The sequence below is a fragment of the Citrobacter sp. RHBSTW-00599 genome, assembly GCF_013784065.1.
Taxonomy (GTDB): domain Bacteria; phylum Pseudomonadota; class Gammaproteobacteria; order Enterobacterales; family Enterobacteriaceae; genus Citrobacter; species Citrobacter braakii.
Genome location: NZ_CP056717.1, coordinates 1,380,717 through 1,400,265, shown reverse-complemented (window position 1 = coordinate 1,400,265; position 19,549 = coordinate 1,380,717). Strand labels below are relative to the sequence as shown.

Sequence of the window (19,549 nt, the reverse complement as noted above, 5' to 3'; positions counted from 1 at the left end):
CAACGTAAACCTGAGGGCTAAAGGCTTGTTGCGCCGTTACATACTGCCTTAAAGTCGACAAAAACGCACCGTTATTATTGACCTCACGAAAACAACAAAGAACCTCATTTGGCTTACGTTGCACTACGGTACATGAATTATACCGTAGTGCACTCAACATCAAACGGTCTTGATATCGATAGCGTCGCCCTGCATACGCTTACGCAGAGTACGCTTGGTACGGTCGATAACGTCACCCGCCAGCTGACCGCAGGCTGCATCGATGTCATCTCCACGTGTTTTACGCACGATGGTAGTGAAACCATAGCTCATCAACACTTTGGAGAAACGATCGATACGGCTGTTAGAGCTACGGCCATATGGCGCGCCTGGGAACGGGTTCCACGGGATCAGGTTAATCTTACACGGCGTATCTTTCAGCAGCTCTGCCAACTGATGCGCGTGTTCAGTACCATCATTGATGTGATCTAACATCACATACTCAATGGTCACACGACCCTGGTTAGCGTTGGACTTCTCCAGATAACGACGAACCGCGCCAAGGAATGTTTCGATATTGTACTTTTTGTTGATAGGTACAATTTCGTCACGAATTTCATCGTTCGGCGCATGCAGAGAAATCGCCAGCGCGACATCAATCATATCGCCCAGCTTATCCAGCGCAGGGACAACGCCTGAGGTGGAGAGCGTGACGCGACGCTTGGACAGCCCAAAACCGAAGTCATCCAGCATGATTTCCATCGCTGGCACCACGTTGGTCAGGTTGAGCAGCGGCTCGCCCATCCCCATCATCACCACGTTAGTGATAGGACGCACGCCCGTTGCTTTCACCGCACCGACGATTTTCGCCGCACGCCAGACCTGACCAATGATTTCCGACACCCGCAGGTTACGGTTAAAGCCCTGTTGCGCCGTAGAGCAGAATTTACACTCTAATGCGCAACCGACCTGTGAAGAAACACACAGGGTCGCGCGATCGTCTTCCGGGATATACACGGTTTCTACGCGCTGATCGCCAACCGCGATGGCCCATTTGATCGTACCGTCAGAGGAACGCTGCTCTTCCACCACTTCCGGGGCGCGAATTTCAGCCACTTCTTTCAGCTTGTTACGCAGCACTTTATTGATGTCAGTCATGTCATCAAAGTTGTCGCTGCAATAGTGGTACATCCACTTCATGACCTGATCGGCACGAAACGGTTTTTCACCCATATCTTTGAAGAATTCGCGCATTTGCTGACGGTTCAGATCCAGCAGGTTAATTTTTCCATTTTTATTTGGAACCGCAGGAATGACGACTTCAGAGGTGTTAACTAATTCAGACATAATTTTTTCCGGCCTCGTTGTTACACGTTGTGGCCCGTGGAGGGTTAAAAAGAAACGCCCCGGCAAGCGTTCTGCTCTTCCGGGGCGTTGCATTGTACAAAGTCTGGCGCAGGGATGCCACGTTTGCACGAAGCATTAGCGAAAATAATATGTAAATCGCTAATTCCTCTCCAAAGGATTTCGCATCGCAGGAAAGCTACACGTTCGAGCCTCCCCGAAAGCATAGAAAACGATGCGATGTGAAAGACGCAGGAGATTAGCGCCTGCGCGGGCAAACCTCGCCTTCACCGAAGAAATAGGCGATTTCACGCGCGGCAGATTCAACGGAGTCGGAACCGTGAGTACCGTTCTCAGTGAAGCTATCAGCGTAGTCTGCACGCAGAGTACCCGCCAGCGCATTCGCCGGGTTGGTTGCACCCAGCAGATCACGGTGACGCTGTACGGCATTTTCGCTTTCCAGAACAGAAACAACGATTGGACCGGAGGTCATGAATTCAACCAGACCGTCAAAGAACGGCTTACCATCATGCTCAGCATAGAAGCCACGCGCCTGCTCAACGGTCAGGTGCAGCATTTTAGTACCGACAATTTTGAACCCTGCTGCTTCAAAGCGCGCAAAGATGCTCCCAATAACGTTTTTTGCCACCGCGTTTGGTTTGATGATGGAAAAAGTACGTTCAATAGCCATGATTACCTCTGAAAAAGATGTTTTGTTGTTGTTTACCTGGCGCGGATTATAAAGAGCATCCCGGCAATTGACTATTGACGAAGATAACATTTCTTTAAAATAAGATGAATTTTAGCAACAAAAGTCACCTGGTGGTCTACTGCAACGAAAATCTCACCGTCGCCACCTGTCCGGCGTCATCCATCACCAGCAGTTGATAATCCCCTTTGGTCGCCAGCCGTAGCGTAAGACGGCGTCCGCGTTCATCCAGCCGTTCACCGTTAAGAAACCACCAGCGATCGCCAGTCCCACCGCTGGTTTGTACCGGCAATGAGGCCAGCGCAGAACCGGGTAAACGCTTCACAATCGCGCCATCACGAACCCCTGTCAACTGCAACGGCAGCGAAGCATCCTGCCCCAGCGGCGGACACGTGGCAGAAACCGGCGGTAATCTCGCCCCACGGCGCTCTGACTCCGGCAGCCATGGCTCCAGCGGTAAAGGCCAGACGATTAACGTTTGTTCGCGCGCCTGCGGGCAATCCGCCGCCACACGTTTGCCTTCATCATCCAGCCAGACGGGGAAACGAATGCCACTCACCCCCTCCTGTTCGGGCAATAACAACGTGGGCGGCTGGCTGCCCTCCAGCAGCCAGGTTGCCAGACGGCGTCGACAGTTGCTGTCTCCCGGAGCAAGTGACTGCCCGCCCGGCCAGCACACTACGCCGCGGCTAACAGATTCAGGGCGCGGATCCTCCGGCTGATTTGTCCCGCGAGAGAGCAAAAGATTGTTGACCTGATTGAGCAGCGGCACGGCGCTGGCAAAACCAAACTGGCCCACCACCGGCGTACCGTCGGGTCTGCCGGTCCAGATCCCCATCACATAACGGGCGTTAACGCCAATCGCCCACGCATCGCGATAGCCATAACTGGTACCCGTTTTCCACGCCAGCGGAACCACTCTGCTCAGCGCGTTATCCGGCAGCGGTTGCGCTTCGTCAGCCATAATGCGGCGAATAATCCACGCCGCGCCTACCGACATCAACGGACGCTCCAGCAGTGGATCGTCTGGCTGCAGGCGCAGTTTTCCCGCTTTTCCCTGACGGGCAAAGGCACTGTACGCCGCCGCCATGTCTTCCAGTCTGGCCCCTGCCCCGCCCAAAATCAGCGACAGATTCGGTGCGGCACCTGCGGGCAGATACAGCGGTAAGCCAACGTTACGTAACGATGCGGCAAAACGCTTCGGGCCATAGGCTTCAAGTACCTGCACGGCGGGTAAATTTAGCGAGCGCACCAGCGCTTCGCTCATACTCACCGGACCATGAAAACCACTGTCAAAATTCCCTGGTCGATAATCTCCGGTTCGACGCGGCACATCCTGCAACAATGAAGCAGGATGAATTAATCCGTCATCCAGCGCCAGACCATAGATAAACGGCTTCAGCACCGAGCCCGGCGAGCGGATCGCATTCACCATATCCACATGGCCAAAGCGGGAGTCGTCATTCATATCTACCGACCCCACCCAGCCACGCACGCTCATATCAGTGTGATCGACCACAATCATCGCCAGCGAACTGCGCGCAGGTAAGCGGCCCTTCCAGTTTTGCGCCAGCTCTTCCAGTTGGCGCTGCAATCCGGCGTCAAGGGTGGTCACGATTTTATCGCTCCGGCTTTTTCCCAGCATCATGCGCGAGAATAACGGCGCTAACTGCGGCATTTGTCTGGGCGCCAGCCAGACCGGTTCTTCGCATGACTCCTGCACCTGTCTGGCAGGCCAAACGCCCTGCGTCGCCATGCGCTCAAGCACTTTATTGCGCGCCGCTTCAGCGCGGTCCGGCCAGCGGTCCGGGCGCAGACGGCTCGGTGCCTGCGGCAACACGGCCAGCAGCGCGGCATCGGAATAACTCAACTGTGTGGGAGATTTACCAAGGTAGGCCCAGCTCGCAGCACCCACGCCCTGCAGCGTGCCGCCAAACGGCGCACGGTTAAGATATAGCGTCAGGATGTCGCGCTTAGAAAGATGCCATTCCAGCTGCAATGCGCGCCAGAGCTGGCGGAACTTGCCGCCGAAAGTTCGCGGGTGGGGATCGAGCAATCGTGCGACCTGCATGGTGAGCGTACTGCCGCCTGAAACGACGCGACCTGAGGAGAGGTCCTGCCATGCCGCGCGCAGCACTGAAAACGGATTGACGCCGGGATGTTTCCAGAACCAGCGGTCTTCGTAGTTGATTAACGCCTCAAGGTAACGGGGGGACACCTCATCAATAGTCACCGGATAACGCCAGATGCCGTCCGCGTCGGCGAAGCGCCATAGCGGCGTACCATCGTAAGCCACCACGACACGTGCCGGATCGACTTCGTGAAGCGGCAGCGGCCAGATTTTATCTGCCGCCCAAACCCACGCTACCAGCAATAGCGCAACGGCTGCCAGCCAGAGCCAGCAGCCGCGTTTCCCCAACCCGCGCATCATTTACGGTCTGACAATCAAAAGCCCCTCTGTCGCACCGGTCGCGCGCCACTGCGGAACATACATTGACTCCACCTGCGGCACAGGAACCTGATAGGTCCCCGGCGTTACCGCCCGCGCCAGATAGACCAGCGTCACCGGCTGCCCTTCGTTGACCGCTACCGCGGCGACAAAGCGATCGTCACGGAACTCAACGTGCTGGATATCCGCCTGCTGCATCTGATTGAGCAAATTCGCTACCTCGCTGCCGCTGTCCTGCAGGCTGGCGCTGCCGTTGGCCAGATTCTGGTTTTCCAGCTCCAGGCCGGCTGGCAGTAAGTCAACCACCAGCGCATCCGGTACGTTCTGGCTGGCTTTCACCTCCAGCCAGACCAGTACCAGCTCGCCGCTGCGCAGAGAATCCAGCGCTTTGCTGTTCCCGTCGAGCCCCAGGATCTGACGCTCGATGTGCAGGACGTTGCTGGCAGGCGTCGGCGAGGTTTGCGGGTAACCGCTCACATCCAGACGCAGCCACAGCGGCAGATTACCGGTATTGGTGACGTTCAGCGTAGACAGCGCGTCAGCATCCAGATTACGCGTTTGTGATTTCTCCCCGGCTAGCGGCTGTTCAGAGAGTGACGTTTGCGCCTGCCACGAGCCAGGCAAGTCCTGCAACGTACGCGCGGCAAGGAACAGCGCATTGTTTTCCTGAGTAGAGAGCCAGCGCTGCCCAAAGGCCTGTTCTGACAAGGTGTTCAGCAGCGTATTCTGCACTTCAGGTTTAAGCTTGTTCTCTTCCAACAATGCCAGCATCAGCGCGTTGTCACGTAGCTGACTGCCGTAATCCGCCATCCACTGCTGCGCATCGCGACGTGGCGTATTCAGCGCCAGCGTCAACGCTTGTTCACTGCGGTTGGCGTCGCCCATGTTTTTCAGCGCTATCCCCAGTTGCATCAGCGGTAAACCGGAAGCCGCCTGTGCACGACGCTCCCAGATCTCACGCAGCGCGCCGAGCGGGGCTTTCTGCTGACGAGCCAGCACCAGCGCGGCGTAGGCCTGTACGGCAAACCGGCTTGCTGATGCGTCGTCGGTATAGCGAATCGACATCATGCCCGGATCCTGCAAATAGCGCAGCAGCCGCTCGTTACCCCGGTTAATCACCTCTGCCGGAACGCTATAGCCCTGTTCATTCGCGCGAACGAGGAAATCCATCACATACGCGGTCAGCCAGTACTCTTCCGACCCGTTCTTATCCCACAGCGCAAAACCGCCGTTATCACGCTGCATTTGCAGTAAACGAGAGATGCCAATCTCTACTGCCGCACGGCGTTTTTCATCGCTGTCGCCCGCGATACCTAACGCCTTCAACTGCGCGGCATTGGTGTATAAGGATGGGAACAACCCGCTCGCCGTTTGCTCGAGGCAACCGTAAGGGTAAGCTTTCAGTTCACGGATATAGCGCGCCAGATTCAGCGGTGGTTTACCGCTGAACAGCAGTTGTCCCTGCATCGTCACAGGAGAGAAATTCGTCAGTTCTTCGCCCGGAAGCTGCCAGGTTGCGCCCGGCTGAAGTGCGACGCCGTAATTAACAGTTTGCGCCGGGAACGCCGGTCGCACGCCAATTTTCCACTGTTTATGCTGAACAGGCAGCGTTTCACCCGGTAGATTCAGACCGCTAATTTGCGCCTGAATTTCGCCATCGCCAAAGCCCTCCCGCGCACGCACCGGAATAAACAGCGTAGTCCGTACGCCTGGCGCCAGATTCACCGGGGCGGGATCTTGCCCCATCAGCTCCAGTAAACCGCTGGCCGCGAGATTAATAATCAGCGTTTGCGGTTTGTCAGTCAGGTTGGTCACGTCCAGCGTCAGGCGCGAGGTATCGCCCCCCGCCAGAAAGCGCGGCATGTTCAGTTCAGTAATTACCGGCGCGGCGACAATCACTTTGCTTTCGCTACTGCCAAAGTCATCCGCCGTCCAGGCTTGCGCCATTACCCGCAGCTCGCCGTTGAAATCACCAATTGGTAACGTCACCGTACCTTCGCCCTGCTCGTTAAGCGTCACCGGCAGCGCCTGTTGCGCCACGATATTGACGTGATTAACCGGTGGCTTGCCGCCGCGTTTTAACTCATCGCCATCACCACCAAAGCGCAGCGCCGCCAGACGTCCTTGCCCTTCGATCACCTGGCCGTAAATATCATAAATATCCGCGCCATAGCGTTTTTGCCCGAAAAACGCCTGCCACGGATCCGGCGTGGCGTAATCGGTAATGTTCAACACCCCGCTGTCAACGGCTGAGACCAGCACGTTAACCTGTTTTGGCACGTCGCCATTTTTAACGCTGGCTTTAATCTTGACGGTCAACGGCTGATTTGGACGCATTTTCGCCGGGCTTTCCAGCGCCAGCGCCAGACGACGGTTTTCATCGCCTAACGGCAAATGCAGTAAGCCGACTGCCCGCTTTGGCGTTGCCGAACGAGACTTGTCGCCAGGACGAACCACCAGCGCGCTGAGATACAAGTCATGGCGATTCCAGGTTTTATCGACCGGGATGGAGATATCAAGACCATCCGTCGGTACGTCTATCTCTTGCCACCACAGCGGGCCTTCGCTGGACTCCACCATCGCGTAACCTTTGCCTGCAGCGGGTGCGGCAATGTGTAGCTTCATGGTATCGCCGGGACGATAGCCGGGTTTATCCAGTTTCAGGGTCACGCGATCGGGACGCACTGCCCCGCTGCCGTCGCTGTTATCCTGCCAGCTATAACCAGCCCAGAAGCGCACGCTGCTCACCGCATCATTCGGAGCTTTCACTTCCAGGCGATAGGCACCCCACTCGACAGGGAAGCTGACTTTACCGGTCTCATCGGCCTTAAGATCCAGGGTCTGCTCACCCTCAACCAGATCTTTTTGATCGAACTGCGATTGCCAGCCCTCGCCTTCAGACCAGTTCCAGTAATAATCACGGCGTTCACGAATCAAACGCACCTGTAAACCGGACACCGCTTTTTTCTCGCCTTGCGCATCGGCATACACAATATCAAAAGCAGCATTGCTGTTTTCATCAACGCCAGGCTGATTGACGGTGGTATCGGTGCGGTAGTCATAAACGGCTTTCGCCGCAAACTGCGGACGAATACCTGGCAGCGTATCCGCAGGCCAGATGGCTTGTTCAACCCGACGCGTCACCGGACGGCCACCCGACTCCAGCAGGCTGGCTTGCAGAATCACCTGTAACGGAGAATGCGTCTCCTGCCATTGGCTGTTGGTAGTCACTTCGCCGCGACCGTGGTCATCCAGCGTCAACTGAACCTCATCGAGGCTGCGAGAAAGATTTTCTTCGGCAATATTACCAAACTGGAACCCCGGTAATGCCTGCACCGCTTCCCGCAGCGGGCGCAGGAAAAGCTGCCCTTGCAGAGCATTGCCGTTGGCGGGCGCGCCGTACAGGTAGTAGCCCACCACCGAGAACTTCACTTCATCAGTTGGAGCCACCGGCATTTTATTGGCGGTGAGATTGAGCGCCATCCGCTCAGGCATGAAATCTTCGACGTGGAAATCCCACATCCGCGACTGGTTGTCGCCAGTATTGGCACGAATATGCCACATGCCGGTTGACGCGCTGCTGTCCAGCGGCCAGCTAAAGCGATACAGACCGTTTTCCGGCTGGCTCACTACCGAGCGTAACACCTGTCCGTCGGGCTTAACGACCTCCAGCTTCACCGGCTGGTCAGGCAGCGTTTTGCCGTCGCTATCTCGCAGTAATCCGTTGAGGATCACCGTTTCGCCAGGGCGATAGAGGTCACGGGGGCCAAACATAAAGAACTGCTTGCTGTATCCCGGCGCGCCGGCAATATCAAATTCAGCCAGATCCAACGCCGGGATCTTCAGGTCCAGCAGCGTGGTTTGCCCGTCTTTGCGGGCCAGCAATAAGGCCGCGTCTTTATCGGTTTCCAGCTTGACGTGACCCTGCGCGTCGCTGGTAGCCTGCGCCAGCGTCTGCCCTTTTTCGTTGAGTAACGTGACCTCAATACCCTGCTGCGCAGCGCCGTTTTCCAGACTCTGCGTAAAGACATCCAGTTGATTGTGGTAACGGTGCGCAGAGACACCAATGTCACTGAGCGTAAACAGCGTAGCAGCATTGCTGTAGTTATAGTGTCCGGCCTGATTCATCACCGCAATGTAAACGCCTGCTTGCTGCAACGGCTTGATATCGCTCAGTGGCAGTAGCAGCCTCTCTCGGGTGTTACGCTCAGGATTAAGGTCAAAGCGTCCGGTATAAACCAGCTCCGCCATTTTCAGCAGATTGTCTGACTCCCAGTTTGACAACGAATTACGGTATTCCCACTGGCTGACAAACGCACCGAGCGACTCAGGCTTTACGCGAAAGAAGTTCACATCCACGCTATTAACGTTAAGGGCCATCACAGGTAACCCTTCAATCACTTTTCCCGGCAGCAGCGAGCCGCGACTAGCGAACCCTACGCTTGGCTGGACGTCGCGGGTGGTAATGTTTTTTTCATAATCGATAGCGAACGTCGCTTTATTCAGCGCCAGCAAATCACGCTCAATGGTAACCACCAGTTCCCGGTTAGGTTCGAGATGGCGTAAGCGTAGCTCTTTTAGATTTGGCGCCAGCTCCCAGGCACCATCCACTTTGCCGCTTTTTTTATCAACAACGTGCACTACGCGAGAAAAATCTTGTTCCGGATCGAGGGGAATGGAAAAGGTCAAAACGAGCGTTGCCGCGCCGTCGAGTTGGACCTCGGAGGCATCAAGCAGCGTCAGCGACTTACCCTGACTTTGCTGAATCAGCTTTTGTAATTGGGCCTTATCTTTTGCTGGCGCAGTCTGCGGTGCAGGCGCATCAGGCTTCGCAGCCGTCGGTGATTTTTCGTTATTATTATCGCACCCAACCAGTGCCAGCATCAGCATACAGGCCGCTACGCGTAAATGTTTCATTTTTCATCCCTGGCCGTAGTGGCCCGTTAGCTACGTAGAACAACTATTATGCGTCAGATTTTCGGCTGTGGAAGCCAGTAACTGTTCCAGGTTGTCCTATTTTTTCGTGATTAATGTGGATTCGCCTGACAAATCAGCCTCTTTTACTTGTCGCATTGCACTAAACATCCGACAATTTGCCAAAACCTGGTAAAAATGGAGATGCCTATGACCACCGCCTTTTTTGTCGCTGCCGACTGGCTTGCCGAACACATTGACGACCCGGAAATACAAATTCTTGATGCCCGGATGGCACCTCCAGGACAGGAAGATCGCGATGTTGGCGAGGAGTATCGCGCGGGCCATATTCCTGGCGCAGTCTTTTTTGATATTGAAGCGCTTTCCGACCATACGTCACCGCTACCGCATATGATGCCGCGACCGGAAGCCTTTGCCGTAGCGATGCGCGAATTGGGCGTTCATCAGGATAAACACCTGGTTGTCTACGATGACGGCAATCTGTTTTCCGCGCCACGCGCATGGTGGATGCTGCGGACATTTGGTGTCGAGAATGTCTCCATTCTGGCGGGCGGTCTGGCTGGCTGGCAGCGCGATGAGCTAATGCTCAAAGAAGGAAATGAGGATTTACCGGAAGGTGAATTTAACGTGGCATTTACGCCTGAAGCGGTTGTGCGCGTTACCGACGTACTGCTGGCCAGTCATGAAAAAACGGCGCAGATCGTCGATGCCCGACCGGCTGCACGTTTTAATGCCGAAGTTGACGAGCCGCGTCCGGGCCTCAAGCGTGGCCATGTGCCTGGTGCGCTTAACGTACCGTGGACAGAACTGGTTCGTGACGGTGAACTGAAAACTACCGACGAACTGGATGCTATTTTCTTCAGCCATGGCGTAAGCTTTGACCGCCCCATTATCGCCAGCTGCGGCTCAGGCGTCACGGCAGCGGTGGTTGTGCTGGCGCTTGCCACGCTGGGCGTTTCTAACGTCGCATTGTATGACGGCGCATGGAGCGAATGGGGCGCGCGTAACGATTTACCGGTAGAACCGGCTGAGACTCAATAAAATCTGATTTACTCATCTTTTTCACCCACAAAAAAACCGCTCAATGAGCGGTTTTTTGTGCCAGTCCGGTTCGCGGCCTTTCCAGCAGGCTGTGCTGCTTTAGCAACGCAGGCTCATCGTAGCGAACTAATACTCCCTTTTGAGGGAGAAAAAGCCAACTGAGTTAGCGGCAAAATTATTCAGTGCGCGAGGTATTATCCTTCGTGGCGGCTTTCCTTCACTCAGATAATCCGGTTCTGTTTGAAATCGCGCAGGAAACCGCCCCAGCGGCGTTCGTAGAACGGTGCGATGTGCTCAGTGATAAAGTGACTCACGCCCTTCTCACCTTTCTTCACCTGGCAGATATCAATGGGTTCATCACCCGGCAACGTATCGGTCGCGACGCTACCCGCAGCATGGATGATCTCTTCAATATCACCTTCAGCTTCAATACCAATCAGCAGATTCGGCTGGGCTTCCGCACTTTCTTTGATTGAGCAGAGAAATGCGCGTTTTACCGGCTTAATGGTTTTAAACAGCGTGGTCAGTGAGTCAATCATCTGCGCCGGAGGTTCGGCGACTTCAGAAAGGATCAGCGATTCACCACCTTCCAGTACTTCCTGGGTGCTTAGCGGATTACCCTCTTCCCCCATCAGCAGGCTGATTTCACGCGGCATAAACTCTTTGCCGGTCGGCAGTTTAGCGTTGAGAAAGAGCGTTTCGCCAAGCGTCATTTCAAATAGCGTACGCACCGGCATAACGACAAATGCTTGCTCATCTTCAACCGCCTGTTGCAGGGCTTCCAGGGAGGTGAAGAACGGGATCACGGTCGTGCCGTCTTCTTTTTCCCAGTGTTGAAGGTCGAGGGCACTGTCTTCTACTACCGCCTCGCCTTCTGCGGCAGTACCCGGCACCCAGACGGTGGATTCCAGTAAAGTACGGAAAAATGCCGGACGATGCGCAGGCTCTGTCGCTGCTTGCTCCAGCAACGTTTCTAATTCATTTTTTGTTTCGGACATAAGTATCACAAATTGGATGAATACATGTAAGCCGGATAAGCTTAGCGCCATCCGGCAATACAGTCGTGAATTATGCGGTCAGCAGATTCGCGATGGTGCGCACACCCAGACCGGTTGCGCCCGCAGACCACTGCTCAACCGGCGCTTTGCGATAGGTTGCAGAGCAATCGATGTGCAGCCAGCCTTGCTGGTAATTTTCCACGAAATGGGACAGGAAGCCCGCCGCGGTGCTTGCACCCGCTGGGTAGGCCGCACTGCCGGTATTATTCAGCTCAGCAAAATTTGACGGCAGTTGGCTACGGTGGAACTCTGCCAACGGCAAACGCCAGAACGGCTCGTTTTCTTGCGCCGCACTTGCCAACAAACGCGCGGCCAGTTGGTCATCAAAGCTAAACAGCGCGTGGTAATCGTTGCCCAGTGCGGTTTTCGCCGCGCCGGTCAGCGTGGCAGCATCAATGATCAATTCAGGTTTTTGCGCGCTGGCATCGATCAGGCCATCGGCCAGCACCAGACGCCCTTCAGCATCGGTATTCATCACTTCAACTTTTTTACCGTTGCGATAGTGAATGATATCGCCAAGCTTAAAGGCGTTGCCGCTGATCAGGTTATCCGCGCAGCACAGATACAGCTTCACACGCTTGTTCAGGCCACGGGTGATGGCAAACGCCAGCGCGCCGGTGACCGTTGCCGCACCGCCCATATCGGACTTCATTGAGTCCATAAATGCGCTTTGCTTGATGCTGTATCCGCCGGAGTCAAAGGTAATTCCCTTGCCAACCAGGCAGGCATAAACTGGAGCTTCTTTGTCGCCAGTCGGGTTGTAATCCAGCGCCAGCAGCACCGGCGGACGTTCAGAGCCTCGACCCACGGTATGCAGCCCCATGTAGTTCTGCTCGCGCAGATCTTCACCTTTGGTGATACGGTACGAGACGTTGTCGCAGGCCACGCCACACAGCAGGTCTACCGCGCGTTGCGCCAGCTGTTCCGGGCCCAGCTCTTCTGCAGGTGCGTTAATGGTATCGCGCACCCAGTCAATAATCTTCAGACGGTTATCCAGCTCTTTGCGCTGCGCCTCGTCCAGAGCGGCCCACTCAACTTTGCGGGTGCCTTTTGGTCCTTTGTAACCCTGCCAGAACGCCCAGCTACGTTCGGTATCCCAGCCTTCACCATCCAGTTGGACATGTTTAATACCCAGGCCGTCAATTTTACGCGCGGCGCGTTGGATAAGGCTGAGATCATCTTTTCCGTTCAGGTGCAGGGTAATACCGTCATTATTAATGCTGTATGTCGCCTTTTCACCCCAGCGAGCGTCAGCGGGTTGCGTGGAAAGCGTAATTTTCATGGCTTCTGTCATTTTATTTATCCTTATTTCGCGCATACAGGAAAACGGGCCACCCGTGGGCAGCCCGTTGACTTATTCGGCTTCGTCCAGCCAGACCAGTAAAATGGCCTCAAGGATTTTTTCGTTCGATGCCTGTGGATCATCATCGAACTCTTCCAGGTCACAGATCCATTGGTGCAGATCGGTGAAACGAACGGTCTTGGGATCGAGATCGGGGAACGCGTCGTACAACGCCTCGCCGATTTCGCGGCTATCGGTCCACTTCAGTCCCATACTACCCTCTGTTAATGCTCACGTGCATGATTGATTGTGTAACGTGGGATTTCGACCACTAAATCGTCCTCGGTTACCCGTGCCTGACAGCTTAAACGGCTCTCCGGCTCCAGTCCCCAGGCTTTATCCAGCATGTCGTCTTCTTCTTCTGTGCTTTCCGGCAAAGAATCAAAACCTTCACGTACGATGCAGTGGCAGGTCGTGCAGGCACAGGATTTTTCACAGGCGTGTTCAATCTCGATACCGTTACGCAGGGCAACGTCGAGAATGGTTTCGCCGGTCTCAGCTTCCAGAACTGCGCCATCGGGACAGAGATCCTGATGAGGCAAAATAACAATCTTTGGCATATTAAACCTCGTCCACGGAATGGCCTTTCAGCGCGCTACGGACGGATTTGTCCATACGGCGAGCGGCGAATTCCTGGGTTTGTTTGTCTACGTTTTTAATGGCTTGTTCTATCGCGTCAACATCGTCACCCTGTGCTACCTCGCTCAAGTGCGCGGCGGCGGTGTCGATAGCCTGACGTTCTGCGGCGCTTAACAGCGCGGCATCAGCGTTCAGCGCACCGGATAAACTCTCCAGTACGCGTGCCGCTTCGACTTTCTGTTCTGCCAGCATACGAGCTTTAACGTCCTGCTCGGCAAAACTCATCGAATCCTGAATCATGGAGGCGATTTCACTGTCGGTCAGACCGTAGGACGGTTTGACCTGAATCGAGGACTCAACGCCGGTGGATTTCTCCATAGCGGTGACGCTCAGCAGCCCATCAGCATCGACCTGGAAGGTCACGCGGATATGCGCGCCGCCTGCCGGCAACGCCGGGATACCGCGCAGCGCAAAACGCGCCAGTGAACGACAGTCCTGCACCAGCTCACGCTCGCCTTGCATCACGTGAATGGACATCGCGGTTTGGCCATCTTTAAACGTGGTGAAGTCCTGCGCACGCGCCACCGGGATAGTGGTGTTACGCGGGATCACTTTCTCCACCAGACCGCCCATGGTTTCCAGTCCCAGAGACAGCGGGATAACGTCCAGCAGCAGCATTTCGCTGTCCGGTTTATTCCCGACTAGAATATCCGCCTGGATTGCCGCACCGATAGCGACCACTTTGTCCGGGTCGATAGAGGTCAGCGGCGTACGGCCAAAGAATTCACCGACGCGTTCACGTACCAGCGGCACGCGCGTCGAACCACCGACCATTACCACTTCCAGCACATCCTGCGGCTCAACGCCCGCATCTTTCAGCGCACGGCGGCAGGCCAGCAGCGTACGTTTAACCAGTGCGGAAATGAGTTCATTAAAGGTTTCACGGGTGATTTCACCCTGCCATCCAGCCACGTTAACTGTCACAGAATCGGCGTCGCTGAGTGCGATTTTCGCTGCAATCGCGGCATCCAGCAGTTCGCGCTGTACGCGGTTATCGCTGCGATCGGCAACACCCGCCTGCTCGCGAATGTAATCGGCCAGCAGATGGTCAAAATCGTCGCCGCCGAGCGCGGAATCACCGCCGGTCGCCAGCACTTCAAACACGCCGCGACTCAGGCGCAGAATAGAAATATCAAAAGTACCGCCGCCAAGGTCATAGACCGCGATCACGCCTTCCTGACCGGAATCCAGGCCATAAGCGATCGCCGCAGCGGTCGGTTCGTTCAGCAGACGCAATACGTGCAGGCCCGCCAGACGCGCGGCGTCTTTCGTCCCCTGACGCTGTGCATCGTCAAAGTAAGCCGGAACGGTGATCACTACGCCATCCAGTTCGCCGGACAACGATTCGGTTGCCCGCGCGGCCAGCGCTTTCAGAATGTCAGCGGATACGCGCACCGGATTAAGCAAACCGGCAGCGGTTTCAATCATCGGCAGGCCGTTTTCGCTCGCCTGGAATGAATAAGGCAGATGTGGGTAACGCGCCTGGATATCCGCCAGAGAGCGGCCCATCATGCGTTTTACCGAGCTGACGGTGTTTGCCGTATCCAGCGCAGCATTGGCGCGGGCATCGTAACCGACCGAGTAGCCCTGTTGCTGATAGTGAACCACTGACGGCAACAGGTGGCGACCTTCATGATCTGCCAGCGTTTCGGCCTGGCCGCTGCGTACGGTCGCAACCAGGGAGTTGGTGGTGCCTAAATCGATACCGACCGCCAGACGACGCTGGTGCGGCGCGGCGCTCAGACCAGGCTCACTAATTTGTAATAAGGCCATTTTCGCTTCCGGAAATTAAAAATCGAGCAGTTTTTCTTCGAGTTGTTCTGCACTGCTTCGCAGTTTATCGAGAAAACGCAGCTTACGCACGGTATCTGCCGCTGCGTCCCACGTCTCGCTATCCAGCTGTTCCACCATCAGTTGATGGCGAACGTTGTACATTTCGCTGACGCGTTGCATAAACGCATCCAGCCGTTGATTGTCTTTTGCCTGTTCAATCTCGTCCAGCTCTTCGCGCAGCTCCAGCTGTTCCATCAGAAACGCGGTATCGCGCACCGTGTGCTGCTCGCTGCGGATATCAAAGCCGTGTAAAGACAACAAGTATTCGGCGCGCATCAAAGGATGACGCAGCGTTTGCCAGGCCTGGTTGATAGTGGCGGACTGCGAAACCGCAGCAAGTTGTTCCGCCTGAGAACCGCTGGCGAATTTATCAGGATGATACTGACGTTGCAGATCCTGAAAACGTAGGCTCAGCGCCTGAGTATCGAGCTGATAACGGGCCGGTAAGCCAAAGAGGGTGAAGTAGTCCATAACATTCTCAGGGCATCGATTCTCTGTTGTTCGATGAGGCAAAACCAGAGAGTCAGGTAAAACAAACCCCACGCGCAGGCGACCACGGTGGGGTTATCAGTAAGCGCGTTACACGTGGAAGCTTTCGCCGCATCCACATTCGTCTTTCACGTTCGGGTTAGTGAACTTAAACCCTTCGTTCAGACCTTCTTTGACGAAGTCTAACTGCGTACCGTCGAGGAATTGCAGGCTCTTACCGTCGATCACGACTTTTACGCCTTTGTCTTCAAACACGGTATCTTCAGCCGCCGGCTCGTCAACAAATTCCAGTACATAAGCCATACCTGAGCAGCCGGAGGTTCTCACGCCCAGACGCAGACCAAACCCTTTACCGCGGTTTGCCAGGAAGGTATTTACACGCGCTGCTGCACTGTCGCTTAAGGTAATCGACATAATAAAACCTCAACTCTTAATTATTTTGCTTCACGTTTGCTTTTGTAATCCGCAATCGCGGCTTTAATCGCGTCTTCAGCCAGAATAGAGCAGTGAATTTTCACCGGTGGCAGTTCAAGCTCGTCGGCGATATCGGTATTTTTGATCGCCTGTGCTTCGTCCAGAGATTTCCCTTTTACCCATTCGGTAACCAGAGAGCTGGAGGCAATAGCGGAACCGCAGCCGTAAGTCTTGAAACGCGCGTCTTCAATGATACCCTCATTGTTGACTTTGATCTGCAACTTCATCACGTCGCCACAGGCCGGTGCACCCACCATGCCGCTGCCCACGTTCTCGTCGCTGTTGTCAAAAGAGCCCACGTTACGTGGATTCTCATAATGATCGATTACTTTTTCGCTGTAAGCCATGTTGAATTCTCCTTATGTGCGCCGAATTAGTGATGAGACCATTCAATACTGTTCAAATCCACGCCCTGTTTGAACATTTCCCACAGCGGGGAAAGGTCGCGCAGGCGGCCAATGGAGTTGCGAACCAGATTGATGGCGTAGTCAATCTCTTCTTCGGTAGTAAAACGACCTAAAGAGAAACGAATTGAGCTATGTGCCAGCTCGTCGGTCATCCCCAGCGCACGCAGCACGTAGGATGGCTCCAGGCTTGCAGAGGTACATGCAGAACCGGAGGACACAGCCAGGTCTTTCAGCGCCATAATCAGCGACTCGCCTTCAACAAAGTTGAAGCTAACGTTGAGAATGTTCGGTGCGCCCTGCTCGAGGTCACCATTGAGGTACACCTCTTCCATATCTTTCACGCCGTTCCACAGACGGTTACGCAGAGTGCGCAGGCGCGCCATCTCGGTTTCCATCTCTTCTTTGGCGATACGGTAAGCTTCACCCATCCCGACTATCTGGTGCACAGGCAGCGTACCGGAACGCATACCGCGCTCGTGACCGCCGCCGTGCATCTGCGCTTCAATACGAATACGCGGTTTACGACGAACGTACAGCGCGCCGATACCTTTCGGGCCATAAATTTTGTGGCCGGAGAAGGACATCAGGTCAACTTTCAGTTGGCTCAGATCGATAGGCAGTTTGCCCACGCTCTGAGTCGCATCAACGTGATAGATGATACCGCGGGCACGGCACATTTCGCCGATGGTTGCGATATCCTGTACCACGCCGATTTCGTTGTTAACGTGCATGATGGAGACCAGAATGGTGTCGTCACGCATTGCGGCTTCGAGTTCTTTCAGGTCGATAATGCCGTTACGCTGCGGGGCGAGGTAGGTCACTTCAAACCCTTCGCGCTCCAGCTGACGGCAGGTGTCCAGCACGGCTTTGTGTTCGGTTTTGCTGGTGATGATGTGCTTGCCTTTTTTCTGATAAAAGTTGGCTGCACCTTTAATCGCCAGGTTATCGGATTCCGTCGCACCGGAAGTAAAGACGATTTCACGCGGGTCAGCGCCCACGAGGTCGGCAATCTGGTTACGGGCGATATCTACCGCCTCTTCAGCTTGCCAGCCGAAACGGTGTGAACGGGAAGCTGGGTTACCAAAGTTTCCGTCCAGGGTCAGACACTGCATCATTTTCTCGGCAACACGCGGGTCCACCGGCGTGGTTGCGGAGTAGTCGAGATAGATCGGTAATTTCATTGCTCTATAAACTCCGTACATCGCTTCAATGCAAGGAACCAGGCAACCGGCTGGATGTACGACCGAGTTAACGGGGCGTCTGGCACCCCGGCCTGATTCTGAAATAATTTTTTACGCTTCATCTTTCTGGCTGCCTTGATGCAACCAGAAGATATTGCGTAATTTTTATTAGGCACGCAGTTTGACGTCGATAGCGTCTTGCGTGCGAGTGCTGCGTGGAGCGTCATGTGTGTGCTGGCGACCAGACACATCCAGGACTTCCTGATTATTCACCAGTTCGCCCAACGTAATGTTGTTGAGGAAACCGGTCAGACGATCGCTCAGATCGCGCCACAGCGCGTGGGTCAGGCATTTATCGCCGCCCTGACAACCGCCTTTGCCCTGGCAACGGGTCGCGTCTACAGACTCGTCAACAGCGCTAATCACTTCACCTACTGCGATGCTGCCGGCATCTTTACCCAGCAGATACCCGCCGCCTGGTCCACGTACGCTGGAAACCAGACCGTTTTTACGCAAACGGGAAAACAGCTGCTCCAGATATGACAGGGAAATTCCCTGACGTTCAGAAATATCAGCCAACGGTACCGGGCCCGTTTCGGAGTTGAGCGCAACGTCCAACATTGCGGTCACGGCATAACGCCCTTTTGATGTCAGTCTCATGTCTTACTTAGCCTCAAACTCGCCCCTGCCCGGGGTTTTTTATTGTAAAATGGGGGTATTGCATAGCAGGGGCAAGTCTGACATTCCCGACTAAATCAGTCAACTATTTACTTGACTAATTTAGTCAGGTATTTAACCTTCAGTGCCATTTTCATTTACCGGATGGCGCTTCGCTAATCCGGCCTGGAAATCGTGCAGCCATCCGGCATCAAGACGCTTACTTGCCTTTATTCTGCTGCTCTATAGAAGCTAAAATTCCGCGCAAAATGTTCAGCTCCTGGCTCTCAGGACGCGCACGAGTGAACAGACGGCGCAGCTTGTTCATCACCTGCCCCGGATGTCCTTCGCGGATAAACCCGGTCGACAGCAGCGTTTGTTCCAGATGACCGTAAAAACGCTCTAAATCATCAACCAGCGGATACTCAGCTTCTTCGTATTCTGCGGTCTTGTCGCTTTCCTGCGTTGCCAGCCAGGCCATGCGAACTTCATAAGAGATGACCTGCACCGCCATCGCCAGGTTGAGCGAGCTGTATTCTGGGTTTGCGGCAATGGCGACGTGATAATGGCACTTCTGCAGCTCTTCGTTGGTCAGGCCAACGCGTTCACGTCCAAACACCAGCGCCACCGGCGAGTTCGTTGCTTCAGAGACGCTTTTTAAACCGCATTCACGCGGATCCAGCATCGGCCACGGCAGCGTACGGGAGCGCGCGCTGGTACCCACCACCAGGCTGCAACCCGCCAGCGCTTCATCGAGAGTATCGACGATCTGCGCGCTGCCGATCACATCGCTGGCACCAGCCGCCAGGGCGATGGCCTGGGAGTCCGGTTTGACCAGTGGATTTACCAGCCACAGATTAGTTAAACCCATGGTTTTCATTGCGCGGGCCACAGAGCCCATGTTGCCAGTGTGAGAGGTTTCCACCAGCACGATTCGAATATTTTGCAGCATTGTATTTCTTCGGCTAAAGATTATTCGGGCATATTATCATAAAACGAAGACATATTCCGA

At 55.0% G+C, this 19,549-nt stretch carries 16 protein-coding genes; 1 reads left to right on the top strand and 15 read right to left on the bottom strand.

The genetic code is table 11. The features are described 5' to 3' along the window. Positions 1–159 precede the first annotated feature (159 nt). From HV243_RS06590 to HV243_RS06575, 4 genes are all read right to left on the bottom strand, one after another. Complete coding sequence (locus HV243_RS06590; protein WP_016154002.1) at positions 160–1,326, bottom strand: bifunctional tRNA (adenosine(37)-C2)-methyltransferase TrmG/ribosomal RNA large subunit methyltransferase RlmN; 1,167 nt, start codon at positions 1,324–1,326, stop codon at positions 160–162. Between the two features lie 256 nt (positions 1,327–1,582). Next, positions 1,583–2,014 (bottom strand): nucleoside-diphosphate kinase, encoded by a 432-nt coding sequence (gene ndk, locus HV243_RS06585; RefSeq protein WP_053388671.1) that lies wholly within the window; start codon positions 2,012–2,014, stop codon positions 1,583–1,585. A gap of 136 nt (positions 2,015–2,150) precedes the next feature. Next, positions 2,151–4,463: a peptidoglycan glycosyltransferase PbpC gene (pbpC, locus tag HV243_RS06580; protein WP_053388672.1), complete on the bottom strand. Its 2,313-nt coding sequence runs from the start codon at positions 4,461–4,463 to the stop codon at positions 2,151–2,153. Next, a complete protein-coding gene (locus tag HV243_RS06575) occupies positions 4,464–9,398 on the bottom strand; it encodes an alpha-2-macroglobulin (RefSeq protein ID WP_053388673.1) in 4,935 nt (1,644 codons plus the stop codon). It lies immediately after the preceding gene. A 207-nt stretch (positions 9,399–9,605) separates the two neighbouring features. Here HV243_RS06575 and sseA point away from each other — a divergent pair, with 207 nt between their 5' ends. After that, positions 9,606–10,457: a 3-mercaptopyruvate sulfurtransferase gene (gene sseA / locus HV243_RS06570; RefSeq protein ID WP_016154005.1), complete on the top strand. Its 852-nt coding sequence runs from the start codon at positions 9,606–9,608 to the stop codon at positions 10,455–10,457. Positions 10,458–10,678: 221 nt separating this feature from the next. Here the strand turns inward: sseA and sseB are convergent, their stop codons facing one another. The 11 genes from sseB to trmJ form a co-directional block, all read right to left on the bottom strand. After that, positions 10,679–11,455, bottom strand: coding sequence for an enhanced serine sensitivity protein SseB (gene sseB / locus HV243_RS06565; RefSeq protein WP_016157136.1), 777 nt, complete (start codon positions 11,453–11,455; stop codon positions 10,679–10,681). Between the two features lie 70 nt (positions 11,456–11,525). Next, positions 11,526–12,809 (bottom strand): aminopeptidase PepB, encoded by a 1,284-nt coding sequence (gene pepB, locus HV243_RS06560; RefSeq protein ID WP_016157137.1) that lies wholly within the window; start codon positions 12,807–12,809, stop codon positions 11,526–11,528. 60 nt (positions 12,810–12,869) lie between these two features. Further along, entirely contained in the window at positions 12,870–13,070 is a 201-nt protein-coding gene (gene iscX, locus HV243_RS06555; RefSeq protein ID WP_003037694.1) for a Fe-S cluster assembly protein IscX, read from the bottom strand. Between the two features lie 11 nt (positions 13,071–13,081). Then, positions 13,082–13,417 (bottom strand): ISC system 2Fe-2S type ferredoxin, encoded by a 336-nt coding sequence (gene fdx / locus HV243_RS06550; RefSeq protein ID WP_003037690.1) that lies wholly within the window; start codon positions 13,415–13,417, stop codon positions 13,082–13,084. Position 13,418: 1 nt separating this feature from the next. Beyond that, positions 13,419–15,269, bottom strand: a complete 1,851-nt coding sequence (gene hscA / locus HV243_RS06545; protein ID WP_016157138.1) for a Fe-S protein assembly chaperone HscA — start codon at positions 15,267–15,269, stop codon at positions 13,419–13,421. Positions 15,270–15,284: 15 nt separating this feature from the next. Continuing rightward, on the bottom strand, positions 15,285–15,800 hold the full coding sequence (gene hscB / locus HV243_RS06540) for a co-chaperone HscB (protein WP_016154008.1): 516 nt from the start codon (positions 15,798–15,800) through the stop codon (positions 15,285–15,287). A 108-nt stretch (positions 15,801–15,908) separates the two neighbouring features. Further along, the gene (gene iscA / locus HV243_RS06535) at positions 15,909–16,232 is read right to left on the bottom strand and encodes an iron-sulfur cluster assembly protein IscA (RefSeq protein WP_003835203.1); all 324 of its coding nucleotides are present in this window, start codon (positions 16,230–16,232) and stop codon (positions 15,909–15,911) included. A 20-nt stretch (positions 16,233–16,252) separates the two neighbouring features. Then, entirely contained in the window at positions 16,253–16,639 is a 387-nt protein-coding gene (iscU, locus tag HV243_RS06530) for a Fe-S cluster assembly scaffold IscU (RefSeq protein ID WP_002913991.1), read from the bottom strand. Positions 16,640–16,665: 26 nt separating this feature from the next. Next, the gene (gene iscS / locus HV243_RS06525; RefSeq protein ID WP_016154009.1) at positions 16,666–17,880 is read right to left on the bottom strand and encodes a cysteine desulfurase; all 1,215 of its coding nucleotides are present in this window, start codon (positions 17,878–17,880) and stop codon (positions 16,666–16,668) included. 168 nt (positions 17,881–18,048) lie between these two features. After that, positions 18,049–18,540 carry a Fe-S cluster assembly transcriptional regulator IscR gene (iscR, locus tag HV243_RS06520; RefSeq protein WP_005120405.1) on the bottom strand — a complete coding sequence of 164 codons (492 nt, stop codon included), beginning with the start codon at positions 18,538–18,540 and terminating at the stop codon, positions 18,049–18,051. A 217-nt stretch (positions 18,541–18,757) separates the two neighbouring features. Next, complete coding sequence (gene trmJ / locus HV243_RS06515) at positions 18,758–19,489, bottom strand: tRNA (cytosine(32)/uridine(32)-2'-O)-methyltransferase TrmJ (protein WP_016157139.1); 732 nt, start codon at positions 19,487–19,489, stop codon at positions 18,758–18,760. Between the last annotated feature and the right edge of the window lie 60 nt (positions 19,490–19,549).